Origin of the sequence: Neohoeflea coraliihabitans, assembly GCF_019334345.1 — a bacterium.
Classification (GTDB): domain Bacteria; phylum Pseudomonadota; class Alphaproteobacteria; order Rhizobiales; family Rhizobiaceae; genus Pseudohoeflea; species Pseudohoeflea coraliihabitans.
Window position 1 is genome coordinate 106,578 of the sequence record NZ_JAHWQX010000004.1, and the last position, 24,840, is coordinate 131,417.

Here is a 24,840-nt window from a genome sequence, read left to right on the forward strand (position 1 = left end):
ACCATGGCCGTCATTCTTCTGCAGGCGGCCGGTGCGGCGCTCGGCGGCATGCTCGGCCCGCTCGGCGCGGCCCTTGGCCAGGCGGCCGGCGCGCTGGCCGGCAATCTGGTTGACAACGCGCTGCTGGGCGGCGGCAAGACCGTCAAACGCGCCGGCCTGTCGGGGGCGCGCATCCCGTCAGCCGAGGAGGGCAGCGCTATTCCGCGCGTGCACGGAACGGCCCGCGTCGCAGGCGCCTTGATCTGGGCCACCCGGTTCGAGGAGGTGGTGACCGTCGAGCGCAGCGGCGGCAAGGCCGGCTCGGGCGGCAAGACCCAGACCTCAAGCTATTTCGGCAGTTTCGCCATGGGTCTCTGCGAGGGGCCGATCGCCTCGGTCCGTCGTGTCTGGGCCGACGGGCGCGAACTCGATCTGGCGGCCATCGAGATGCGCGTCCACACCGGAGAGGACACGCAGATGCCCGATCCGCTGATTGAAGCCAAACAGGGGGCGGGCGCCGTACCCGCTTGGCGTGGTCTCGCCTATGTGGTGTTCGAACGCCTGCCGCTCGACGGTTTCGGCAACCGCATTCCGGTGCTGAATTTCGAGGTCATCCGGCCGATCGGCGAACTGGAAAACCGCATCGAGGCGGTCACCGTCATTCCCGGCGCCACCGAACACGGCTACGCCCTGACGCCGATCTCGGAACTGCGCGGCCAGGGCGCCCGCACCTATCTCAACCGCCATACTCGCCAGATCGGCACCGACTGGGCAGTTTCGATCGATGAATTGCAGGCACTCTGCCCGAATCTGAAAAGCGTGGCGCTGGTCTGCGCCTGGTTCGGCGATGATCTGCGCGCTCGTGAGTGTCGTTTGATGCCCGGGATCGAGGAGCGCACGCGCAATTCCGAGAGCCGCCCCTGGCGCGTCGGAAATGCCGATCGCGACACGGCGCGGCTGATCAGCCGCATCGACGGCAGTCCCGTCTATGGTGGCACGCCGGCCGACGCGGCGGTCATCGAAGCCATCACCGATCTCAAGGCGCGCGGCCTGAAAGTGGTGCTCTATCCCTTCGTTCTAATGGATATCGTCGCCGGCAATGGCCTGCCCGATCCCCAGGGCGCCAGCGAACAACCCGCCTTGCCCTGGCGCGGCCGCATCACCACCGAACCGGCGCCCGGCCGGGTGGGTTCCCCCGACAAGACCGCCGCCATCGCTGCCGAAATCGTCGCCTTCTGCGGAGAGACCGACGCGGCAGATATTGTCGTTTCGGGCTCGACGGTGAATTGGACTGGCGGCGACTGGGGCTATCGCCGCATGATCCTGCATCACGCCGGCCTGGCCCTGGCCGCCGGCGGTGTGGACGGATTTCTGCTCGGCTCGGAACTGAAAGGCCTGACACGGCTGCGTGATGACACCGGCGCCTTCCCCTTCGTCGATGCCCTGACGGATCTGGCGGCTGACGTGGCGGCGCTGCTCGGAGCATCGACGACGCTGACCTATGGCGCCGACTGGAGCGAATACAACGGCTATGCCCCCGACGATGGCAGCGGCGATTTCTTCTTCAATCTCGATCCGCTGTGGTCGCATGCGGCGATAGGCGCCATCGCCATCGACAATTACATGCCGCTGTCCGACTGGCGCGACGGCGACCTGGAAACCGGCAATCCCGATGGCGAGCGCCATGCCGGCGATCGTCTCGCCATGGCCAGCGCAATTGCCGCCGGCGAGGGCTATGACTGGTACTACCAGAGCCCCGCCGACCGCCAAGCGCGCCTGCGCACCCCGATCATCGACGGATCGGCCGGCAAGCCCTGGGTCTACCGCGCCAAGGATCTGCGCGGCTGGTGGCAGAGCCTGCATTACGACCGCACCGCCGGGATCGAGGCCAGCGAACCGACCGCATGGGTGCCGGCTTCCAAGCCGATCTGGTTTAGCGAACTGGGTTGTCCGGCCGTCGACAAGGGCGCCGTCGAGCCGAATGTTTTTCCTGACGGCCAGTCGTCGGAGGGAACTGTTCCTTCGGGCTCGACGTCGGCGCGCGACGACGCCGTGCAGCGCGCCTTTCTCAATGCCCATTTCGACTATTGGAATGGTGCCGCGAATGCCGACGACATGGTGGCCCGCGATCGCCTGTTCGTCTGGACCTGGGATGCAAGGCCATTTCCGGTGTTTCCAACGAGCCAGATGGTCTGGGCCGACCATGCCAACTGGCGCACCGGCCACTGGCTCAACGGCCGCCTCGGCGGCGCCGATCTCGCCGATGTGATCGCCGCCATTCTTGCGGCAGCCGGCTTTTCGCGTTTCGATGTCACCAATGTCAGCGGCGCGGTCTCCGGGCATCTTATCACCGGCCTCGTCTCGCCGCGCCAGATCCTAGAACCGCTGCTCGACGCTTTTGCCATCGACATGCATGAGGGCGCCGACGGTCTGCACTTCGTCTCGCGGCTGAAGCTGGCGCAGGAGCCGCACCAGATCTCTGTCGTTGTCGATCCTGCCGATGCGCCGCGCTTTGATCTCGTGCGCCGGCCGGACGCCGAACTGCCGGCCGAGGCGATGATCCGCTTTGCCGATCCGCTCAATGATCACGAGACCGCCAGTGTCCGCTCCCGGCGTCTGGCCACCGGCGATCCGCGCGTCGCCGCCCTCGAACCCGCCGTGGCGCTCGACACGGGGGTGGCAGCGCGTGTCATCGATGGCTGGCTGAAGGACCGCTGGGCGGCGCGCCGCGAGTTGCACTGCGCCCTGCCGCCGGGACGCGTCGATGTCGAGCCGGGCGATCTCGTGCAGCCACTGTTCGAGGATGCGCCGTCCGGCCTGTTCCGAGTCACCCGTATCGAGGATGGGGCCAGCCGCCGCCTGACCCTGACCGGACATGCGGCGATCCGGCCTTACGAGCCCCTTGTCACGGCCCCGTCGCGCGGCACCACCGCATTCGATAGCGGTTATGCCCCGACCGTGCTGTTCGCCGATCTGCCGCTGCTCGAGGGCAGTGATGAGGGCGCCTGGGCGGTAGCCGGGGCGAGCGTGGTGCCCTGGCGGGCTGCCATCCTTGCCGCCGCCTCCGGCAATGAAGGCTACCGCCAGCGCGCCCGCATCGAGGCACCGGCGCATACCGGACGCCTCGCCGCCGACCTGCCGCCCGGACAGATCGAGGGCCGTTTTGATCGCGCCGCGTCGCTTATCATCGACCTCGACTATGGCGGCTTTGACAGCCTGTCGCGCCAGGAGGTGCTTGACGGCGGCAATGTGCTGGCGGTCGCGGCCGGCAACGGCGCCTGGGAGATCATCCAGTTCGAGCAGGCCGAGGAGATCGCCGCCGGCCGCTGGCAACTGACGTCGCTGTTGCGCGGCCAGTCGGGCACCGACGATGCCATGACCGCCGGCGCCGCCGCCGGTGCCGCGACGGTGCTGCTCGATGAGGCGCTGGTGTCCCTGGCGATCGCCGCCGGCGAGGCGGGACTTGAACGCAACTTCATCCTCGAACCGGTCGGCCTGAGCGGCGAGAGCGCCACCGACCCCGTTGCCTTCGCCGGCGGCCTGAGGGCCCGCACACCGCTTTCGCCCGTGCATCTGCGCGCCGCGCGCAGCACGGACGGCATCGCATTCACATGGATCCGCCGGTCCCGAACCGCCGCCGACAGCTGGCTGGCCAGCGAGATCGGCCTTGGCGAGGACCTCGAGGGCTACCGCGTCGAGGTGCTCGATGGCAGTACGGTGCTGCGCGAGGCGCAGGTCACAGAGACCGCATGGCTGTATCCCGCTGCCGACGAGATCGCCGATTTCGGCGCGCCGCAGACGACACTGACGGTCCGCGTCAGCCAGGCCGGCACTTGGTTGCCCTGGGGCGTGCCGCGCACCGCGACGCTTTTTGTGCCGTGAAGACGGCAGCTTTTCAGTGAACCCATCATCAAAGGAAGGAAGAAACGATGTATGACACAAAGGCCTGGTACCGCTCGAAGACCGTCTGGGGCTCGATCATCACCCTGTTCAGCATGGCCGCCGCGCTCGCCGGCGCCCCGATCGAGACCGCCGACCAGCAGATGCTGACGACCCTCGCAACAACGGCGGCAGGTGCCCTTGGCGGCATTCTGTCGCTGGTCGGCCGGGTTTCGGCCACCGACCGCATCACGCGCTAGGCAATGTTGCGGATAAACGGCGGCACTCGCGATAAAAGGGGCCGGAGCAGGCGTTCCGGCCCGTCCGCATCTTAAGGCGCGATGATTTTTCGCTTATTCATTTGCCGTTCAGGCACCATCGTCTAGAACAGGCTCAGCAAATCGAGACTGCCCGCCTTGCGGGCGAAAATGGGGCCTGAAATGACCACTTTGACCTGGACATCGCTGCTTTTGGGCGCAGCATTGAGCGTTTCCCCGATCGCCGCTTCGCCGGCGCTGGCGGCGGGCGATTGCGCCCAGGCGGCCGCGCGCGTTGTCGGCCAGACCGGCGGACAGCTTCTTTCCGCAACGCCCACCAATCGCGGCGGCCAGACCGTCTGCGAGATCACCGTGCTGATTCCCGGCACCGACAAGGCCCGCCCGAAGAAAGTCACGGTTTCCGTTCCGCTCTGATTTCGGCTAGCCTGCCGGCTGTTAACTGACACGCCCGGCGACCAAGCGGAGAGACTGACTGTGCGCATCCTGGTGATCGAAGATGACGAAAACCTCAACCGCCAGCTCTGCGAGGCGCTGGAGGAACAGGGCTACGTCATTGACCGCGCCTTCGATGGCGAGGAGGGCCATTTTCTCGGCGACACCGAGCCTTATGATGCGGTGATTCTCGACATCGGGCTGCCAGAGCTCGACGGCATCACCGTGCTGGAGCGATGGCGCGCCGACGGCCGCGTCATGCCGGTGCTGATCCTGACCGCCCGCGATCGCTGGTCCGACAAGGTCGCCGGCATCGACGCCGGTGCCGATGACTATGTCACCAAGCCGTTTCACGTCGAGGAAGTGCTGGCCCGCATCCGCGCCCTGATCCGCCGCACCACCGGCCATGCCAGCGCCGAGATCGTCTGCGGCCCGCTCAGCCTCGACACCAAGGCCTCGAAGGCCAGCATCAACGGCACCGCTCTCAAGCTGACCTCGCATGAATATCGCCTCTTGTCCTACCTGATGCACCACCAGGGCGAAGTCGTCTCCCGCACCGAGCTGATCGAGCATATGTACGATCAGGATTTTGATCGCGATTCCAACACCATCGAAGTTTTTGTCGGGCGTCTGCGCAAGAAGATCGGCAACGATCTCATCGAAACCGTGCGTGGCCTCGGCTACCGGCTCGCTGCCGGAGACAGCAGCGCTGCAAACGGATGATCCTGCGCTCTCTCACCGGGCGCGTCCTGCTGTTTGCCAGCCTCTGGTCCGGCATCGCCATCCTGACCATTGCTCTTGTCATTTCGACCCTCTACCGCCAGGCCAGCGAACGCAATTTCACCGGCCTGCTGCGCGCCCAGCTCAATGGCGTCATCAACGCCGTCTCGATGCAGCGGCCGGGCCAGCTGGCCGGCAGTCCGGAACTCGGAGACCTGGCCTTCGCGCAGCCCGAAAGCGGCTGGTACTGGCTTGTCGAGCCGATCGAAACGCCGGCCGCAACCACCGGACGCCTCGCTTCGCCATCCTTGAGCGGGCTCGATCTCGCCGTGCCTTCGACCGACGCCGTGCCCTTTGATGAGCGCTATCAGCGCAGCTATCTTCTCACCGATGCCGCCGGCAACGAGATCGAGGTCATTGAAACGGAGGTCGAGCTGGACGCCGGTGTCGCCCGCTTCCGGGTGGCGGGCAACCGCGATGTGCTCAAGGCCGACATCGATACCTTCAACGCCAGCCTGTTTCTCTCGCTTGGACTGTTCGCCTTCGGCAGCCTGCTTCTCAACGCCGTGGCCATCCTCATCGGCCTGCGGCCGCTCGATCGCGCCCGTCTGGCGCTCGGGCGCATCCGCAATGGCGAGGAAACCCGGCTGACCGGCACTTTTCCGCGCGAGATCGAACCGCTGGCCGCCGAGATCAACGCGCTGATCGAATCCAATGCGCGGCTGGTCGACCGGGCCCGCAAGCAGGTGGGCAACCTGGCGCATTCGCTCAAGACGCCGATTGCCGTATTGCTCAACGAAAGCCGCAATCTGCCACCGGCGCAGCAGAAGCTGCTCGTCACGCAGCTCGATGCGATGCGCGCCCAGGTCCAGACCTATCTCGATCGCGCCCGCATTGCGGCCGGTCGCGGCAGCGTGCTCGCCCGGACCGATGCCGAGAAGGCCGTGGCCCGCATGCTGCGCGTCATGTCCAAGCTCAATCCGCACCTCGATTTTTCCACCGATATCACAACCGCGCAGGGACAGGCGGCCACGCTTGCCGTCGAGCAGCAGGATTTCGAGGAAATGCTCGGCAACCTGCTGGAAAACGCCGCGCGCTTTGCCCGGTCGAAGGTGACGATCCGCTTGCGCCCCGCATCAGCGCCGGACGCCGAAGCGGCAGCGGCCGCGGAGCAGGCGATGCGACAGCGGCCGTTTCTCGCCGTCTGGATTGACGATGACGGCCCCGGCATCGCCCCCGAGCAGCGGGCCGAAGCGCTGCGCCGCGGCGCCCGCCTCGATGAATCCCGCCCGGGCACCGGCCTTGGACTTGCCATTGTCGCCGAGATCGCCGGCGAGTATGGCGGCAGGTTCAGCCTCGAAACCGCCGCTGCCGGTGGTCTTTCCGCACGCCTCGTCCTGCCCGGCGTCTTCGCGGAAACGTGATCGCCAATCCGCGCGCCGGGCCGGCTCGGTCATTGCCTGATCAGCCCCGCCACGTCATATTGCCGCCACAGCCGTCCCGCATGGGAATGCGCAGGATCGATGCCATGGGCCCCGAACACTGGGGCGTATGAGCACCCGCGGGAGTATGACATGAGAGCAGCCGAACGGATTGCCCGGCCTGACCACCGTCACCACATGCTGACCGGTCATGCCGGTTCACGCCGCCACAGGGGCCCACGCTTGGCTCGGCGTCTGGCTGCAGGCGGTGCGCTGATTGCCGCCACATTTGTGCTGGCGGCCTGCCAGTCTTCAAGCTCCTCTTTCACACCGCTGTCCTATGCCAAGCCGCAACCGGCGGCCTCTCCGGCCGGCTCGAATGCCTTGCTCGCCGCCCTGAACGGCGGCATCCTGCCATCGACCGCCGTTGCTTCGCTGACCAGCCAGGATCGCCTGCGCACACTGGAAGCCGAATACAAGGCGCTGGAATCGGCCCCGGGCGGTCTGCCGGTGAAATGGACGAGTTTCGACGGGCGCGCCAGCGGCAGCGTCACCGCCGCCACCCCCTACCAGGTCGGCCAGCAGAATTGCCGGCAATACACGCACACCGCCACGATCGCCGGCCAGCCGGTCACGGGGCAGGGCGCCGCCTGCCGCAATGCCGATGGCAGCTGGACACCTTTGAGCTGAATGGCATCGCCGGGCACTGCGTCGGGGGGGGGGTCTCGACCGGGGCCTCGACAGCTACCGGAAGCGGCCCGCTTCGCGACCAATCGTCCCAAGGCGGATGCGAGACATCGATTGCGGTTGGCAAGGTTGAACCGCTCGGATAATGAGACCTGATGCTGTTCTGGATACTTGCTGCTTTACTGACTTTCGCCGCCATCGCGGCCGTGCTGTGGCCGCTTCGTGGCCGCCGCGCCGCCGTTTCGGCTCCGCCGCCTGAAGCCCATGACATCGAGGTCTATCGCGATCAGCTGGCGGAGATCGAGCGCGATCGCGAAAGCGGACATCTGGCGCCCGCGCAGGCGGAGACGGCGCGTGCCGAGATCGGCCGGCGACTGCTGACAGCCGCCCGCCGCGATCAGCCGCAGCCGCACGGGGAGAACGGGCCGTCATCACCGCGCCGCCGCAACGCCCTGGCGCGCCCGGTGACGCTCGCCATCGTGCTGTTCATTCCGCTCGCTGCCCTGCCGGCCTATCTCTATCTCGGCTCGCCCGGCCTGTCGCAGCAGCCCCTGGCGGCGCGCATGAATGCCGCCCCGGAACAGACTGACATTGCTGTTCTTGTTGCCAATGCCGAGCGGCATCTGAAAGCCAATCCGGACGATGGCCGCGGCTGGGAGGTGCTGGCGCCGATCTACCTGCGCACCGGCCGTCTCGATGATGCCGCCACCGCGTTCCGGCGCGCCATTGCCTTGCTGGGACCGTCCGCCGGCCGCCAGGCGGGGCTGGGCGAAGCGCTGGTGAGCGGCTCCGGCGGCATTGTCACCGAGGAGGCGCAACTGGCCTTCCAGAGCGCCCGCGAACTCGACCCCGACGATCCGCGCCCGGCCTATTTTCTCGCTCTGGCCAGCGCCCAGGAGGGCCGCATCGACGTCTCTCGCGCCCAGTTTGAGAGCCTGATCCGGCGCTCGCCCGAAAACGCCCCGTGGCTGCCGACCGTGCGCAACCAGCTGGCCGCCCTCGAAGCCGTAGAGGGCCGCGGCATGAATGCCGACGCTCTGGCCAGCGCCCTCGGCGCCGTCACCGTCGAGGCGCGCGACGAGATGCTGGCCTCCATGCTGGCGACGCTCAAGACCCGCCTCGAACGCCAGCCTGAAGATCTCGAAAGCTGGCTGATGCTGGTGCGCTCGCATGCGGCAATGGGCGAGCGCGATGAGGCGCAGCAGGCGCTCACCCGTGCCGGCTCGACCTTCCCGACCGGGCAGCCGGCGATACAGCTCGCCGAACTTGCCGCCCAGCTCGGCCTTGAAGCCGGGGCCCGGATCAGTGGCGTGACGATGATTGCGCCCGAGCCCGGGGCGGCAACTCCGGCCACCGGCACGGCTGGCACGCCCGTCGCCTCCGGTCCGTTCCTGCTCCCGGATGCGGGCAAGCAGCCACCGGCCGCGGCGCTCGGCAATCCCGATGCTGCCGCCATTGCCAGCGCCCGCGACATGACGGCATCCGACCGCGCCGAGATGATCCGCGGCATGGTGGCCTCGCTCGATGCGAAACTGACCGAGGCGCCGGACAACCTTCCCGGCTGGCTGCGTCTGATCCGCTCCTACACGGTGCTCGGCGACCGCCAGAGCGCCGCCGCAGCGCTGGTGCGGGCCCGCGCCGCCTTCCCGCAAGGTGATGAAGCCCGCGCTGCCATCGACCAGCTCGCCACGGAATTGTCTCTGCAAGCCAGCGAGGAGTCAGCGCAGTGAACCGCAAGCAGAAACGTCTTGCCGTCATCGGCGCCGGCGCGCTGTTCCTGGCCCTGGCCGCCGGCCTGGTGCTGACCGCGCTGCAGGATCAGATCGTCTTCTTCTCCTCGCCGAGCGATGTGCGCGCCGGCACGGTGGCGCCGGGCACGCGTGTGCGGCTTGGCGGCCTTGTCGAAGACGGCTCGATCGAGCGCGGTGATGACGCGAGCGTGACCTTTGCGGTCACCGACACCAGCGAGACGGTGCGCGTGCGCTATGTCGGCATCCTGCCCGACCTGTTCCGCGAAGGGCAGGGGGTGGTGACCGAAGGCGTGTACGACCCGGCGTCCAACATCTTCATGGCCGACACGGTGCTCGCCAAGCATGATGAGAAATACATGCCCAAGGAAGTCGCCGACGCCTTGAAAGCGCAGGGCGTGTGGAAAGAAGGCGATGCGGAGCTGCCGCCCACCGGCCCGGCAGCCAGGGAGGCAGCGAAAGAGGCGGCTGGCGGGACGGCGACCAAGGCCCCCGCCTACTGACGGATCAGAGACCAGCCTCACGAACAAGGGCGCGGCAAGAGGGAAGCGAAACGCGATGATCACCGAACTGGGCCATTTCGCACTGATCCTGGCGCTTGCCACGACCCTGTTGCAGGCCGTCGTGCCCCTGCTCGGAGCGCGCCGCCACGACGCGGCGATGATGGCCGTGGGCGGCATGGCGGCGCAGGCGGCCTTCGTGCTGATCATTTTCTCCTTTCTCACCCTGGTCTATGCCTATGTCGTCTCCGACTTCTCGCTGCTGAACGTCGTCGAGAACTCGCATTCGCGAAAGCCGCTGTTGTTCAAGATCACCGGTGTGTGGGGCAACCATGAGGGCTCGATGCTCCTGTGGGTGTCGATCCTCGCCCTGTTCTCGGCGCTGGTGGCTCTGTTCGGCGGCAATCTGCCGGCCACGTTGCGCGCCAATGTGCTGGCCGTGCAGGCATGGATCACCGCCGCCTTCCTGCTGTTCATTCTCTTGACCTCCAACCCCTTTCTGCGCGTCAGCCCGGCCCCCGCCGAGGGCAACGATCTCAACCCGATCCTGCAGGACATCGGTCTCGCCATCCACCCGCCGATGCTCTATGTCGGCTATGTCGGCTTCTCGATCTCCTTCTCCTTTGCGCTTGCCGCCTTGATCGAAGGCCGCATTGACGCCGCCTGGGCCCGCTGGGTGCGGCCCTGGACGCTGATGGCCTGGAGCTTCCTGACCGCCGGTATCGCCATGGGCTCCTACTGGGCCTATTACGAACTCGGCTGGGGCGGCTGGTGGTTCTGGGATCCGGTCGAGAATGCCTCCTTCATGCCCTGGCTCGTCGGCACGGCGCTGCTGCATTCGGCGCTGGTGATGGAAAAGCGCGAGGCCCTGAAGATCTGGACGGTGCTGCTGGCCATCCTGACCTTCTCCTTCTCGCTTCTCGGCACGTTCCTCGTGCGCTCCGGCGTTCTCACCTCGGTGCACTCCTTTGCGTCCGATCCGACGCGCGGCGTCTTCATTCTCGGCATTCTCGTGCTGTTCATCGGCGGCGCCTTTGCCCTGTTCGGCCTGCGCGCCGCCACCCTGAAGGCCGGTGGCCTTTTCGCGCCGATCTCGCGCGAGGGCGCCCTGGTGCTCAACAATCTGTTTCTGACCACCGCCGCCGCCACCGTCCTGGTCGGCACGCTCTATCCGCTGGTGCTGGAAGCGACCACCGGCAGCAAGATCTCCGTCGGCGCGCCGTTCTTCAATCTGACCTTCGGCCCGCTGATGATCCCGCTGGTCTGCGCCGTGCCGTTCGGCCCGCTGCTGGCGTGGAAACGCGGCGATCTGGCCGGCGCCGCGCAGCGCCTCTACATGGCGGCCGGCGTTGCCGTTCTCATCGGTCTCATCGTCGCCGCCTTCACCACCGACGGCCCGGTGCTCGCCGCCGCCGGCATCGCGCTCGGCGTCTTCGTCATCGGCGGCGCTCTGAGCGATCTTGCCTATCGGTCCGGCTTTGGCCGCCTGCCGCTGGCCACCGTCTGGGCGCGCGCCAAGGGTCTGCCGCGCTCGGCCTTTGGCACGGTCTTCGCCCATGCCGGCGTCGGGGTCATGGTGATCGGTGTCGTTGCCGCCAGCGTCTACTCCACCGAAACCGTGACGGCGATGAATCCCGGCGACACGATTGAGGCGGGCGGCTACAGCGTCCGCTTCGAGGGACTGAGCGATGTCCAGGGCCCGAATTACACCGCCCAGTCCGGCGCCTTCATCATCTCGCGCGGCGGCGCCGAGGTGGCGCGCACCGAGAGTTCCAAGCGCTTTTATCCGGCCCGCCAGATGCCGACCACCGAGGCCGGCATTCTCACCTTCGGCGCCAGCCAGCTCTACATTTCCCTCGGCGACCCGGAAGCCAATGGCAAGCTGGTGGTGCGCGTCTGGTGGAAGGCCTGGGTGACGCTGATCTGGTACGGCGCGGTGCTGATGGTCATCGGCGGCGGCCTGTCGCTGTCCGATCGCCGTCTGCGCGTCGGGGCGCCAAATCGCCGCCGCAAGCCGGTGCCCGCCGACACCCTTGCCGGCGCCGGAGCGCCATCATGAACGCCGCCTTCGCCAGCAGGCTGGGACAGGGGTTTGCCGCGCTGGCGCTGGCGGCAGTGCTGCTGTTTTCCGCGCTGACCCCGGCTCTGGCGGTCAACCCCGACGAGGTTCTTGCCGATCCGCAGCTGGAAGCCCGGGCACGGGCCATTTCCGCCGAACTGCGCTGCCTGGTGTGCCAGAATCAGTCGATCGATGATTCCGATGCCGATCTGGCGCGCGATCTGCGCCTTCTGGTGCGCGAGCGCCTCAGCGCCGGCGATTCCGACAGCGAGGTCTATGACTATGTCGTCTCGCGCTACGGTGAATTCGTGCTCCTCAAGCCGCGGCTGTCCCTGCGCACCGCCCTTTTGTGGACCGCGCCGATCCTTCTTCTGCTGATCGGTATCGCCGTCCTCGTTCTCGCCGGCCGCTCGCGCCAGGCGGTCGCCGCGCCACCGCGTCTTGATGCCGCCGAGGAGGCGGAAATTGCCCGGCTGACCGGCAAGCGCTGACCCCAACGGATCGAACTGTGGCAGCTTCGCGGCGAACCTTACCAAGCTTTAATGTGGCGGAAAGGTTGCCGTAAACCGACAGGCGCTATCTCTCTTTGCAACGCCGGGCCTCTCCCTTTTTCGAAGGGAGGGCTCCGACTCCGAATTCATGCGAAAGAGGAAGACGCTTAATGTCAGACAAATCTCCCCTCAAGACCCATCGCCTGCTGGCCACCACCGCCATTGCCGGTTTTGCCGCCACAATGCTGTCGATCGGCACGCCGGTGCAGACCAGCACCGCCCTTGCCGATGCTGTCTCCGTCGAGGCGCCGCAGGCTCCGAGCTTTGCCGATGTGGTTGAAGCCGTCTCGCCCGCCGTCGTCTCGGTCAGGGTGACCTCCAACGTCAAGCCGGTCGGCGACGAGACCTTCTCCTTCAACGGACGCGGTCTCGAGGATCTGCCCGACGACCATCCGATGAAGCGCTTCTTTGACCAGTTCGATCGCCAGTTCGGCGAGCGCGCGCCAGGACCGCGCCCCGAGCGCCGTGGCCGCGCCCGTCCGGTCAGCCAGGGCTCCGGCTTCTTCATCTCGGAAGACGGTTACCTGGTCACCAATAACCACGTCGTTGACGGCGGCAGTGCCTTTCAGGTGATCATGGATGACGGCACCGAGCTCGACGCCAAGCTGGTCGGCAAGGATCCGCGCACCGATCTCGCCGTTCTCAAGGTCGAGGAAGCGCGCGAATTCGTCTATGTCGACTGGTCCGACGACAGCCGCGTCCGCGTCGGCGACTGGGTGGTCGCCGTGGGCAACCCCTTCGGCCTTGGCGGCTCCGTGACCGCCGGCATCGTTTCGGCGCGCGGCCGTGACATCGGCGCTGGCCCCTACGATGATTTCATCCAGGTCGATGCGGCCGTCAACAAGGGCAATTCCGGTGGCCCGACCTTCGATCTCAGCGGCAAGGTGATCGGCGTCAACACCGCCATCTTCTCGCCGTCGGGCGGCAATGTCGGCATCGCCTTCGCGATTCCCGCCTCCACCGCCAAGGCCGTCGTGCGCGACCTCATCGATGACGGCACCGTCGACCGCGGCTGGCTCGGCGTACAGATCCAGCCGGTCACCGACGACATCGCCGAATCGCTTGGTCTTGCCGAGGCCGAAGGCGCCCTGGTAACCGCGCCGCAGCCCGATGCCCCGGCTGGCAAGGCCGGCATCGAAGCCGGTGACGTCGTCACCGCCGTCAATGGCGAGACGGTCGAGGGCCCGCGTGAACTGGCCAAGAAGATCGCCGCCATCGAGCCGGGCGAGACCGTCGAGATCACCCTGTGGCGGGATGGCAAGAGTGTCGAGAAGTCCGTCACCCTCGGCAGCCTGCCGATGGAAACGGCGGCCCTTTCGCCGGATGCCGATGACCCGGCGGAAGACGCGCCGGCCGCAGCCACCGCAACGCTCGACGCCTTCGGCCTGACCGTCATCCCCAACGAGGATGGCAAGGGTCTGGTCATCACCGATGTGGCGGCCGACAGCGCAGCTGACGAACGCGGCCTGCGCGCCGGTGACGTCATCCTGTCTGTCAACAACCGGGAGGCGACCAGCGCCAAAGAGGTTGTGGCAATCATCGACGAAGCCGCCAAGGAAGGGCGCAAGGCTGCGCTGTTCCAGGTCGAGAACGAAAGCCGCTCGCGCTTCGTCGCCCTGCCGATCGAACAGGGCTGACGCACCGCCCACGGTCGCCGGCGCGACAGGCGCGGCCAGAGGCATGTGGCGTCCGGCCGGGAACCTGTTCGCTCCGGATCCTGTTGACCGGCCCACACGCAAAGACAGCGGGTCGCCCCATCGGCCCGCTGTCGCTTTTTCCACGCCATGAAACAAGGCGGCGCCAGGCCGCTGTGGAGACCGCGACCATGCCGATCGATCATCCGCCCGGTGAGGCAGATCAAGAGCGTCAGGCTTGTGAGGTGGCTGACAATGCCGCTACAACGCCGGGCATGAAGATTCTCATCATCGAGGACGATCTCGAGACGGCCGCTTACCTGACTCGCGCCTTTCGCGAGGCAGGCATGGTCATCGATCATGCCAGTGACGGCGACAGCGGCTTCTTCCTTGCTTCGGAAAACGATTATGATGTGCTGGTCGTGGACCGCATGCTGCCCAAGCGTGACGGCCTGTCGATCATCTCCGAACTGCGCGCCAGCGGCGACACCACGCCGGCGCTGATCCTGTCGGCCCTCGGCCAGGTCGATGATCGTGTCACCGGCCTGCGCGCCGGCGGCGATGACTATCTCACCAAGCCCTATGCCTTTTCCGAGCTGCTCGCCCGCGTCGAGATCCTCGGACGCCGCAAGGGCACCCGCGACACCGAAACCAGCTACCAGGTCGGCGATCTCGAACTCGACCGCCTGAGCCACGAGGTGCGGCGCGCCGGCAAGCTGATCGCCCTGCAGCCGCGCGAATACCGTCTGCTTGAATATCTGATGAAGAACGCCGGCCAGGTGGTCACCCGTACCATGCTGCTCGAACATGTCTGGGACTATCACTTCGATCCGCAGACCAATGTCATCGATGTGCATATCTCGCGGCTGCGCGCCAAGATCGAGAAGGATTTCGACGCGCCGCTCCTGCGCACCATTCGCGGGGCCGGATACATGATGAAGGCGGGGGACTAAGCGGCGATGGCCGGACGCTCGGGCAGCGTGCTCAGCCGCTTCGGCGCCATGCTGAGCACCACGGCAGTGCGCCTGTCGGCCCTGTACCTGGCCCTGTTTGCCATTTGCGCTGTGGCGCTGGTGTTCTACGTCACCGCGATTTCCGAGGGCTTGCTGCGCGACCAGACCGAACGCGCCGTGCGCGGCGAGATGCGCGATATTTCCCGCATCTATCAGACCCGCGGCATAGCCGGCCTGGTGCGCATCATCGACCGCCGCTCGCGCCAGCCCGGCGCCAATTTGTACATTATCGCCGCCGCCCAGGGGCAGATCGTCGCCGGCAATGTCGCCTCGCTGCAGCCGGGGGTTCTCGACCGCGAGGGCTGGACGCAATTGCCCTTCACCTATGAGCGCTACGGCGAGCGGGATGCTGACGCCGACCGCGCGCACCGCGCTCTGGCGCGTGTCATCTTTCTGCCCAATGGCATGCGCCTTCTCGTCGGGCGTGACATCGGCGAACCCGAGCAGGTGCGCGGCCTGGTGCGCCAGGCGCTCGTCATGGCGCTCGCCATCATGTTTGTCGGCGCCCTGGCGATCTGGTTCTTCGTCGGCCGCCGCGCCCTCAAGCGCATCGATCACATGTCGGCGGCCAGCCGCAAGATCCTCGCCGGTGATCTCAGCCAGCGCCTGCCCGAAGGCGGCTCCGGCGATGAGTTCGACCGCCTCAGCCGCTCCCTGAACACGCTGCTTGGCCGCATCGAGCGCCTCAATGAGGGACTGCGGCAAGTTTCCGACAATATCGCCCATGACCTCAAGACGCCGCTGACCCGCCTGCGCAACCGCGCCGAGGCGGCGCTGGCCGAGCGCAATAACGAGGAAGGCTATCGCCGCACGCTGGAAGAAATGATCGCCGAGAGCGATCAGCTGATCCGCACTTTCAACGCGCTTTTGATGATCAGCCGCGTCGAGGCCGGCTCGACAATCGCCGAGATGGCTCAAGTCGATCTGTCGGCTCTCGCCGCCGATGCCGCCGAGCTCTATGAGCCGGTGGCCGAGGAGGCCGGCGTGGCGCTGCAGCTCGAAATAGCCCCCGGCATCGTCATCAGCGGCAACCGCGAATTGCTGGCCCAGGCGCTCTCCAACCTCCTCGACAATGCCATCAAATATGCCGGGGGCCCGGCGGATGCATCGGTGATCGTGCGCCTGTCCGAAGCTCGCCGCGCCGTGCGCCTGTCAGTCGCCGACAATGGGCCGGGGGTTCCCGCCGACCGCCGCGACGACGTCGTCAAGCGCTTCGTGCGCCTTGATGAGAGTCGCACGAAACCCGGCACGGGCTTGGGTCTGAGCTTGATTCAGGCGGTCGCTGAAATGCATGATGGCCACCTCGAACTGACCGACGCCTTTCCCGGCGAGCCGAACCGGCCGGGGCTTGCGGCGACCATCATCCTGCCGGCCGGAGCCAAAGCATGACCGCCATCCTCGGGCAGATCGCCGCGCAGCCGCTCAAACCCTTCACGGTCAAGGCGGCGAAAGAGGCGCTGTCTGACCTTGGCGCCATGGCGCGCGAGGAGCCAATCCTCAAACCGTTCTTCGACGAGCCCGGGCCGGCCCGCGACTTCGTCGTCGCGGCGCTGTCCCTGTCGCCGTGGCTGGCCGAATCCGTCGCCGCTGATCCGCTGGCCCTGCACCGCGCCTTGACGCTGCCGCTCGATGCGTTGCTCGCCGAAGCGGCCACCGCAATGCGCGATGCCTGGCGCAACGGCGAGGGGGGGCTGGCCGGCGAAGCGCTGCTGATGCAGAGGCTGCGCGAGAACAAGCGTGGCGCCTGCATTGCCCTGGCGCTCAACGATCTCGCCCGTCTGACGGGCGCGCGTGAGACGACGGCGGGCCTGACGATGCTCGCCGATGCCGCCCTGGCCGCCAGTTTTGACTATTTGCTGCGCGACGCGCATGAAGCCGGCAAGCTGCAATTGCCCGATCCCGACATGCCCTCGCGCGGCACCGGCCTGTTTGCCCTTGCCATGGGCAAGCATGGAGCCGCCGAGCTCAATTTCTCCTCCGATATCGACATCGTCGTGTTCTTTGATCCCGAAGCCGGCGTCGTTGACGATGGCGAGGACGCCACGGAAACCTTTGCCCGCCTGGTGCGCCGCCTGGTGCGCATCATGCAGGAGCGCACCGGCCACGGTTATGTCTTCCGCACCGATCTGCGCCTGCGGCCTGATCCGGGGTCGACGCCGCTCGCCTTTCCGGTGGATGCGGCGATGCATTACTATGAGAGCCGCGGCCAGAACTGGGAGCGTGCCGCCTATATCAAGGCGCGTCCGGTGGCCGGCGATCTCGCCGCCGGGGACGCCTTTCTGCGCGATCTCGCCCCCTTCATCTTTCGCAAATATCTCGACTATGCCGCCATCGCCGACATTCACTCGATCAAGCGGCAGATCCACGCGCATCGCGGCTTCGGCGAGATCGCCGTCAAGGGCCACAACGTCAAGCTCGGGCGCGGCGGCATTCGCGAGATCGAGTTCTTTGTCCAGACTCAGCAGCTGATCGCCGGGGGACGCACACCGCAACTGCGCGGCCGGCGCACCGAGGAGATGCTCGCCGAACTGGCCCGCGTTCACTGGATCGACGAGGAGGCCGCGGCGACCATGACCTCGGCCTATTGGTATCTGCGCGATGTCGAGCACCGCATCCAGATGGTGCGCGACGAGCAATCGCACACATTGCCGGAGGGCGAGCGCGAACTTGGCCGCATTGCCTTGATGATGGGGGAGAAATCCACCGCCGCCTTCGGGCGGAAGCTGACCGGCGTGCTCACCTCGGTCGAGACCATCTATGGCGCCTTGTTCGAGGCCGAGGCGCAATTGTCGACCGCCACCGGCGGCAATCTGGTGTTCACCGGCGAGGATGACGATCCGGCCACCCTGGCGACGCTGTCGCAGATGGGGTTCGAACGCCCGACCGTGGTCGCCGGGATCATCCGCACCTGGCACTACGGCCGCTACCGCGCCACCCAGTCGACGGAAGCCCGCGCCCGGCTGACCGAACTGGCGCCACGCCTGCTGGAAGTGTTCGGATCGACGCGCCGGGCCGATGAGGCCATCATGCGCTTTGACGGCTTTCTCGCCGGCCTTCCTTCGGGCATCCAGCTGTTCTCGCTGCTCAGCAACAATCCGGCCCTGCTCAATTTCATGGTCACTGTGATGACCGCGGCGCCCCGCCTGGCGGACCTGATCGGCCGGCGCCCGCACGTCTTTGACGGCATGCTCGATCCGACGCTGATGTCGGAATTGCCGACCCGCGCCTATCTCGCCGAGCGCATCGGCAATGCCCTGGCCGGGGCACGCGACTATGAGGAGACCCTCGACAGGCTGCGCATCATCGCCCTTGAGCAGAAATTCCTGATCGGCGTTCGTCTGCTGACCGGGGCGATCACCGGCCCGCGCGCCGGCGAAGCCTTCACCGATCTTGCCGACCTGATCATCGCCGCCGCGCTCGACGCCGTGCGCGCCGAAATGGAGGAAGCGCACGGCAAGGTGCCCGGTGGCCGCGTCGCGGTGCTCGGCATGGGCAAGCTGGGCAGCCGCGAACTGACCGCCGGATCCGATGTCGACATCATTCTCCTGTATGACCGCCATCCGGACATGCAGGATTCCGATGGCCCGAAGCCGCTCGACCCGGTGCGCTATTACGCCCGCTTCACGCAGCGCCTGATCGCCGCCCTCTCGGCGCCGACAGCGGAAGGCATTCTCTACGAGGTGGATCTGCGCCTGCGCCCCTCCGGCAACAAGGGGCCGGTGGCCACCTCGCTCGCGGCCTTTCGCAAATACCAGGCCAGTGAGGCCGAGACGTGGGAACACATGGCCCTGACGCGCGCCCGGCCGGTGGCCGGTGACGCCGAGCTGATCGCCGAGACCTGCGCCGCCATCGACCAGGTTCTTTCAGCCCCGCGCAGCGCGAAGAAACTCGCTGCCGACGTCGCCGACATGCGTGCCCTGATCGACAGCGAAAAACCGCCCTCCAGCATCTGGGACGTCAAATTGATGAAGGGCGGGCTGATCGACATCGAGTTCATAGCCCAGTTCCTGGCTTTGCAGGCGCATGCCGAGGGCTGGAAGCCGAACAGCGGCTGCACCGGCACCGTGGCGGTGCTTGAGGCTCTCGGGTCCGATCGCATCGGTGTCGAGCGCGTCGAAACCCTGGTGCGCGCGCATCAATTGTGGATGGGCCAGACGCAGATGGTGCGCATGTGCGTGGCCGGCGGCTTCAACCCCGCCGAGGCACCGGCCGGACTGATCGACCTCGTGGTGCGTGCCGCCGATGCGCCGGATCTCAAGGCGCTGGAGGCCGATTTCAAGACCACCGGACGCAGCGTGCGCAAGCTGTTCGAGAAGATCCTGCGCGAAGCCCGGGGCCGGAAATAGCCGGCACGAGCGCTATCAGGCGGCCGCGGCCTGCGTCTTGCCGGCACCCTGCGGCGCATCGCTCTTGCCCGGTTTTGACGGTCCGGTCACCGGCTCGAGCGGCACGCCGTCATCGGTGACGTTGCACGGCACCCGGATCGCCACCAGCGTGCCCACGCCTTCCACCGAGCGGATGCGCATGGCGCCGCCATGCAGCTCCGTCAGGCTGCGCGAGATCGCAAGGCCAAGCCCCGACCCGCCCTGGCTTTTCGAGAACTGGTTCTGCACCTGCTCGAAGGGCTGCCCGATCTTGCTGAGCGCGGCGGCGGGAATGCCGATGCCGGTATCGCGGATGGTCAGGCTGATCGCGCCGGCCGATTTGCGCGCCCTGAGCATGATGTGGCCGCCCTCATCGGTAAATTTCGTGGCATTCGACAACAGGTTGAGCAGGATCTGCTTCATCGCCCGCCGGTCGGCGAATGCGGTCAGATCGCCGGCAATGTTCTGTTCGACGACGATGTTCTTGCGCTCGGCATTGACCGACACCAGCCGCAGCGTCTCGACGATCAGCGGCCCGATATCGATCGGCTCACGCTCGAGCTGCATCTGCCCGGCCTCGATTTTCGACATGTCGAGAATATCGTTGATGACGCCGAGAAGATGAATGCCGGAATTGTGGATGTCGTCGGTGTATTCCTCGTATTTCTCCGATCCGAGCGGCCCGAACATGCGGTTTTGCAGGATTTCCGAGAACCCGATGATGGCATTGAGCGGCGTGCGCAATTCGTGGCTCATATTGGCGAGAAATTCCGACTTCGCCAGGTTCGCCGCCTCGGCCTTTTCCTTTTCCGCCTGGTAGTCGCGGTTCAGCGAGGACAATTCCGCCGCCTTGCGCTTCAGTTCCGCCTGGCTGACGGACAGATCGCCGATCGTCGCCATCAGCCGCTTTTCCGAATCGCGCAGCCGCTCCTGATTGCGCTTGAGCTGCGTGATATCCGTGCCCACCGACACCTGGCCGCCGTCGCGGGTCTTGCGTTCATTGATCTGCAGCCAGCGTCCATCGGCCAGCTGCACCTCGAAAGTCTGCGCCTTTCCGTTGTCGTAGGGCGTTGCCAGCCGTCGCTCGACGACAGGCCGGGTCGCCGTCATCTCGATCATGGCGCGCGGCGTTCCCGCCGTCAGAACGCCGTCCGGCACGCCGAGGATCGTCTGGTAATGCTCGTTCCAGAGCACCAGGCAATCGTCCCGGTCCCACAGCACGAAGCTTTCCGATGTGCTTTCGATCGCGTCGAACAACCGCTGATCGGCCAGCGCCGAGCGCTGCTGCAGGCGGTATTGCTCGGTGACGTCCATGGCGATGCCGATCAGATGCGTCTGCGCCGCCGCCGGGTCGACCACCTGCGCGCGTGCCCGCATCCACACCCAATGGCCATCGGCATGGCGCATGCGGAAGAGGTGGTCGATCTGATTGATGTCGCCGCTCGCCACCTGCCGCGCCATCTCGTAGAGATCACCATCCTCCGGGTGGATCAGTTCGGACGCCTCGCCGAAGGAAATGACATTCTCGCGCGGCGGCAGGCCGAGAATCTCGTACATCGAGCGCGACCAGTACAGCCGGCCGCGCGCCATGTCCCAGTCCCACAGCCCGCAGCGTCCGCGCGACAGCGCCATGTCGACGCGCCGATGCGATTCCAGATAGATTTCGTCGGCTTCCTCGGCGCGCCCGGCCTGCGAGAAATAGGCGTAGAGAATAACCAGCAGGATGGCCGAGGTGGCGATGAACAGCGTCGCATTGACCGACACCGAACGGCGCCACATCGCCGTCATCTGGGTTGCCGAATCCACGACGAGGATCGCCCCGGCGCCATCGCCGATCTTGGCCATCGCGGCCCGCGAGGGCTGGCCGTTGAACTCGATCTGCTGGATGCCGGCGCGGATGCCGAACATCGCCAGCGGCGACCAGGCGGGCACGAGGCGCGTCATCGCACTGCCCACGAACGCCCGGCCATGCGCAGTCGCCGCGAAGATCTCGCCATCCGGTCCGGCCACCAGCACCGCGTTGACACCGTCGCCCGGCACGATGCCGGACAGGACCTTGTTGAGGCGCGCCTCGGTCTCCCATCGCCGCTTCTCGTTGACGATTTCGGGAAGCCCGGCAAGCGCCGATTGTGCCGCCGTCAGGGTCAGCGCCGTCACCCGTTCCGCCGCCGCCATCTTCGCGGTGTGGTCGTCGACCATGTTGGTAAAGCGCGCAATGGCAAGAACCACCAGGAACGCGACGATCAGCACCGGGATGGAGCGCTTGAGCATCGGCTCGGCGCTGATCAACCGTTCATAGGCCGGCTTGGCAAACAGCCGCGCATGTCCCGAGATCTTGGCTCTGCGAGCCTCTCCACCCCCTAGGGGCGAGGCAATATGCGACCGTCCGGCCGCAGTGTGATGCTGCGCGTCCGCCATGAGCGTTGATTTGTCCCCTTACCGACCGGCATCCGCGTCGCCGGATCTGACTCAGTGAATCATCGGTGATTCGCCTTGTCCAGTGTCCGTTGACAAAACTTTTTAACCTTTTGTTATGCTTTCTCTTTTTTGCCGGTTTCGGCAACGCGGATGACGCGCGCCGGGCGCATTAATTGCCTCAGACAGCAAATCACCTGCAAATCACATGCGCTGGAAAGGCCGCCGCGGCACCTGCAACCTGAGGGGAGTCCCGTCTGGCCGCTTCGCCTCCTGCCGGGACTTCTTGTCCCTTCCTATTGCAGGGTGCGCTCGACGATGTCGCTCAGATCGACAGACAGATCCCCGGCCGAGGAAATTGCAACCAGCGCCTTGCGGGCCTCTTCGCGGCGACCGCTTTCCAGCGATTGCCACGAGCGCATCGCCGTCAGCAGACGCGCCGCCAGCTGCGGGTTCTTGCGGTCGATCGCCAGCACCTCGTCGGCCAGCAGACGATAGCCGGCACCGTCAGCGCGGTTGAAGCCGGTCGGATTGCCGGCGGCAAAGGCGCCGAGCAGGGCCCGCACGCGGTTCGGATTGCCGCGCGTGTAGCCCGGATGCTGCATCAGCGCGACAACACGCGCATGGCTTTCAGCCCCCGGCGCCGTGGCCTGGACGGTGAACCATTTGTCGATTGCCAGCGGCGTGTCCGCATAGCGTTCGGCAAATTGATCAAGCGCCGCCTGGGTCTCCGGCGCATCCTCGAAATCGTGAGCGAGGACGGTCAGCGCATTGATGCGGTCGGTCATGTTGTCGGCATTTGCATAGGCCTCGGCGAGCCGTTGCGCATCGTTCTCGGCCAGGGCCGTATAGCGCAAGGCCATGCCGGCGAGGGCGCGCCGGCCCGCATCATTGGCCGCCGGTGAAAACGGTCCGGATGGCTTGTCGTCGGCGAGCGAGGAAAATGTGCGCTGCCCGGCCGCGGCAATGGCCCGCAAGGTTTCGCGTCGGGCCCGGTGGATGGCGTCCGGATCGATATCCTTGCCGATTTCGCGCGCCACATCCGCCTCGCTCGGCAGCGCCAGGACCTGCGCCCTGAAAGCCGGCTCGAGCGTCGCATCGCCGGCGACCGCAATGAGAATATCGGCCAGCCTTCCGGACTCCGGCAGCGCCGCATTGTCGCGCGCCAGCCCGGCCGCCTTGACCAGATGCCGCGTGGCCAGTTCGGTGATCGCCTGCCAGCGCGCCACGCCGTCGCTTTCATGCCGGGCCAGCGCCACCAGATCGTCGGCGCGGCTTTCCATCAGGATATTGACCGGCGCCGAGAAGCCCCGGTTGATCGACAGCACCGGTCGATCCTCAACGCCGTCAAAGACAAAGCTCTCGTTGCGTTCGGTCAGGTGCAGTACCGTGTCCGAGGCCGCCGCCGTTTGCGGTGCGCCGGTCACGGCGGTGCCGTTCGGCATCATCAGCGCATAGCCGAGCGGAATGTGCATCGGCTGCTTCTGCGGCTGACCGGGTGTCGGACGCAGATTCTGCTCGAGCGTCACCGTAAAACGCTGCTTGTCACGATCATACTCGGTCGAGACCGTCACCGTCGGTGTCCCGGCCTGCGTGTACCACAGCATGAATTGTCCAAGGTCGCGCGCCGACACCTCCGCAAAACAGGCAATGAAATCCTCGATGGTCACCGCCTGGCCGTCATGCCGCTCGAAATACAGATCCATCCCGGCGCGAAAGTCGTCCGCACCGAGGATGGTGCGCAGCATGCCGATCACCTCCGAGCCTTTTTCATAGATGGTCGTTGTGTAGAAGTTGTTGATTTCCTTGTAACTTGATGGCCGCACCGGATGTGCCAGCGGGCCGGCATCCTCGGGAAACTGGTGCGCCTTCAGGGTCTTGATCTCGGCAATCCGCTTGACCGGCGCCGAGCGCTGATCCTGCGAGAAGGTGTGATCGCGATAAACGGTCAGCCCCTCTTTAAGACACAGCTGGAACCAGTCACGGCAGGTGATGCGATTGCCGGTCCAGTTGTGGAAATATTCGTGGGCGATGATCGCCTCGATATTGGCATAATCCTGGTCGGTTGCCGTCTCGGGATCGGCCAGCACATATTTGTCGTTGAAGACATTGAGCCCCTTGTTCTCCATGGCGCCCATGTTGAAGTCGCTGACCGCGACGATCATGAAGATATCGAGATCATATTCGCGCCCATAGACCTCCTCGTCCCAGCGCATCGAGCGCTTCAGCGCATCCATCGCATAGGTGGCACGCGCCTCCTTGCCATGCTCGACATAAATCTTCAGCGCCACCTCGCGCCCGCTCATCGTCGTGAACGTGTCCTCGATCACGCCGAGATCACCGGCCACCAGCGCGAAAAGATAGGACGGCTTCGGATAGGGATCGTGCCAGGCGGCGAAATGACGTCCGTCGCCATAAGCGCCGCCGCCGAGAAAATTGCCGTTCGACAACAGTTGCGGCACGCTTTCGTCGGCGATGATCGTCACCGTGTAGACGGTCAGGACATCCGGACGGTCGTAGAAATAGGTGATGCGGCGAAAACCCTCGGCTTCGCATTGCGTGCAGTAATTGCCGCCGGAGCGGTACAGCCCCATCAGCGTCGTGTTGGCATCGGGCGACAGCTCGGTCTCCACGGTCACCTCGAAGGCCTCCGATTCGGGCAGTCCGCGAATGACAAGCTCGTCGGGAGTGGCGTCGAAGTCCTGCTCGCTGACGTCGATGCTGTCGATCTGCAGCGCCTTCAGGGTCAGGGCGTCTCCTGCAAACACCAGAGGGCGATCGGCTGCAACGCCGGCACGGCGCTTCAGGATCGACCGCGCCACCACCTTCGTCGCTTTCGGATCGAGTTCGAAGGTCAGGTCGATGCGTTCAACTTCGAAATCGGTCGGCGTGTAGTCCTTCAGATGAATGACTTGTGATTCTTCGGTCCCCATGAATACCCTTCAAGATAGCTTCGGCCGCGACGCCCCCGTGCCGCAGAATTCATCACGACTCGATTAATATTTTAATATATCTCTCAGCAAGACTTTCTTTTGCCCATTGCAATCTGAAATATGCCGCTCGGAGGCTTTTCTATCCGGGTGAAGGCTTGACCTCAACGTCTTGTCTCGTGCCCTGCGGCTCTCGACAATCGGCCGCTCTCGGCTACATTGCACCCGAG

The 24,840-nt window shown here is 66.0% G+C and carries 16 protein-coding genes; 14 read left to right on the forward strand and 2 right to left on the reverse strand.

Going from position 1 to position 24,840, the window contains the following annotated elements; genetic code table 11:
- The first annotated feature begins 3 nt into the window (after window positions 1-3).
- The 14 genes from KY465_RS15410 (at window position 4) to KY465_RS15475 (ending at window position 19,247) form a co-directional block, all read left to right on the forward strand.
- Window positions 4-3,861 (forward strand): baseplate multidomain protein megatron, encoded by a 3,858-nt coding sequence (locus KY465_RS15410; RefSeq protein ID WP_219202995.1) that lies wholly within the window; start codon window positions 4-6, stop codon window positions 3,859-3,861.
- Between the two features lie 47 nt (window positions 3,862-3,908).
- A complete protein-coding gene (locus tag KY465_RS15415; protein ID WP_219202996.1) occupies window positions 3,909-4,118 on the forward strand; it encodes a hypothetical protein in 210 nt (69 codons plus the stop codon).
- A 180-nt stretch (window positions 4,119-4,298) separates the two neighbouring features.
- Window positions 4,299-4,550, forward strand: coding sequence for a hypothetical protein (locus KY465_RS15420; RefSeq protein ID WP_219202997.1), 252 nt, complete (start codon window positions 4,299-4,301; stop codon window positions 4,548-4,550).
- Between the two features lie 60 nt (window positions 4,551-4,610).
- Entirely contained in the window at window positions 4,611-5,291 is a 681-nt protein-coding gene (locus KY465_RS15425; protein ID WP_219202998.1) for a response regulator transcription factor, read from the forward strand.
- Complete coding sequence (locus KY465_RS15430; RefSeq protein WP_219202999.1) at window positions 5,288-6,712, forward strand: sensor histidine kinase; 1,425 nt, start codon at window positions 5,288-5,290, stop codon at window positions 6,710-6,712. The genes KY465_RS15425 and KY465_RS15430 overlap by 4 nt, the downstream gene beginning before the upstream one ends.
- A 150-nt stretch (window positions 6,713-6,862) precedes the next feature.
- The gene (locus tag KY465_RS15435) at window positions 6,863-7,399 is read left to right on the forward strand and encodes an RT0821/Lpp0805 family surface protein (RefSeq protein WP_255561746.1); all 537 of its coding nucleotides are present in this window, start codon (window positions 6,863-6,865) and stop codon (window positions 7,397-7,399) included.
- 152 nt (window positions 7,400-7,551) lie between these two features.
- The gene (gene ccmI, locus KY465_RS15440) at window positions 7,552-9,126 is read left to right on the forward strand and encodes a c-type cytochrome biogenesis protein CcmI (protein ID WP_219203000.1); all 1,575 of its coding nucleotides are present in this window, start codon (window positions 7,552-7,554) and stop codon (window positions 9,124-9,126) included.
- A complete protein-coding gene (ccmE, locus tag KY465_RS15445) occupies window positions 9,123-9,647 on the forward strand; it encodes a cytochrome c maturation protein CcmE (RefSeq protein ID WP_219203001.1) in 525 nt (174 codons plus the stop codon). The genes ccmI and ccmE overlap by 4 nt, the downstream gene beginning before the upstream one ends.
- Window positions 9,648-9,702: 55 nt before the next feature.
- Window positions 9,703-11,703: a heme lyase CcmF/NrfE family subunit gene (locus tag KY465_RS15450; protein ID WP_219203002.1), complete on the forward strand. Its 2,001-nt coding sequence runs from the start codon at window positions 9,703-9,705 to the stop codon at window positions 11,701-11,703.
- Window positions 11,700-12,194: a cytochrome c-type biogenesis protein gene (locus KY465_RS15455; RefSeq protein WP_219203003.1), complete on the forward strand. Its 495-nt coding sequence runs from the start codon at window positions 11,700-11,702 to the stop codon at window positions 12,192-12,194. Before KY465_RS15450 ends, KY465_RS15455 begins: the two co-directional genes overlap by 4 nt.
- Before the next feature lie 170 nt (window positions 12,195-12,364).
- On the forward strand, window positions 12,365-13,891 hold the full coding sequence (locus KY465_RS15460) for a Do family serine endopeptidase (RefSeq protein ID WP_219203004.1): 1,527 nt from the start codon (window positions 12,365-12,367) through the stop codon (window positions 13,889-13,891).
- Between the two features lie 272 nt (window positions 13,892-14,163).
- Window positions 14,164-14,841 (forward strand): response regulator transcription factor, encoded by a 678-nt coding sequence (locus tag KY465_RS15465; RefSeq protein ID WP_219203307.1) that lies wholly within the window; start codon window positions 14,164-14,166, stop codon window positions 14,839-14,841.
- Window positions 14,842-14,847: 6 nt separating this feature from the next.
- Window positions 14,848-16,290, forward strand: a complete 1,443-nt coding sequence (locus tag KY465_RS15470) for a sensor histidine kinase (RefSeq protein ID WP_219203005.1) — start codon at window positions 14,848-14,850, stop codon at window positions 16,288-16,290.
- Window positions 16,287-19,247, forward strand: coding sequence for a bifunctional [glutamine synthetase] adenylyltransferase/[glutamine synthetase]-adenylyl-L-tyrosine phosphorylase (locus KY465_RS15475; protein WP_219203006.1), 2,961 nt, complete (start codon window positions 16,287-16,289; stop codon window positions 19,245-19,247). Before KY465_RS15470 ends, KY465_RS15475 begins: the two co-directional genes overlap by 4 nt.
- Before the next feature lie 15 nt (window positions 19,248-19,262).
- Here KY465_RS15475 and KY465_RS15480 read toward each other — a convergent pair whose 3' ends face one another.
- Both KY465_RS15480 and pepN read right to left on the reverse strand, forming a co-directional pair.
- The gene (locus KY465_RS15480) at window positions 19,263-21,683 is read right to left on the reverse strand and encodes a PAS domain-containing sensor histidine kinase (RefSeq protein WP_219203007.1); all 2,421 of its coding nucleotides are present in this window, start codon (window positions 21,681-21,683) and stop codon (window positions 19,263-19,265) included.
- Window positions 21,684-21,976: 293 nt separating this feature from the next.
- On the reverse strand, window positions 21,977-24,613 hold the full coding sequence (gene pepN / locus KY465_RS15485; protein WP_219203008.1) for an aminopeptidase N: 2,637 nt from the start codon (window positions 24,611-24,613) through the stop codon (window positions 21,977-21,979).
- Window positions 24,614-24,840 lie beyond the last annotated feature (227 nt).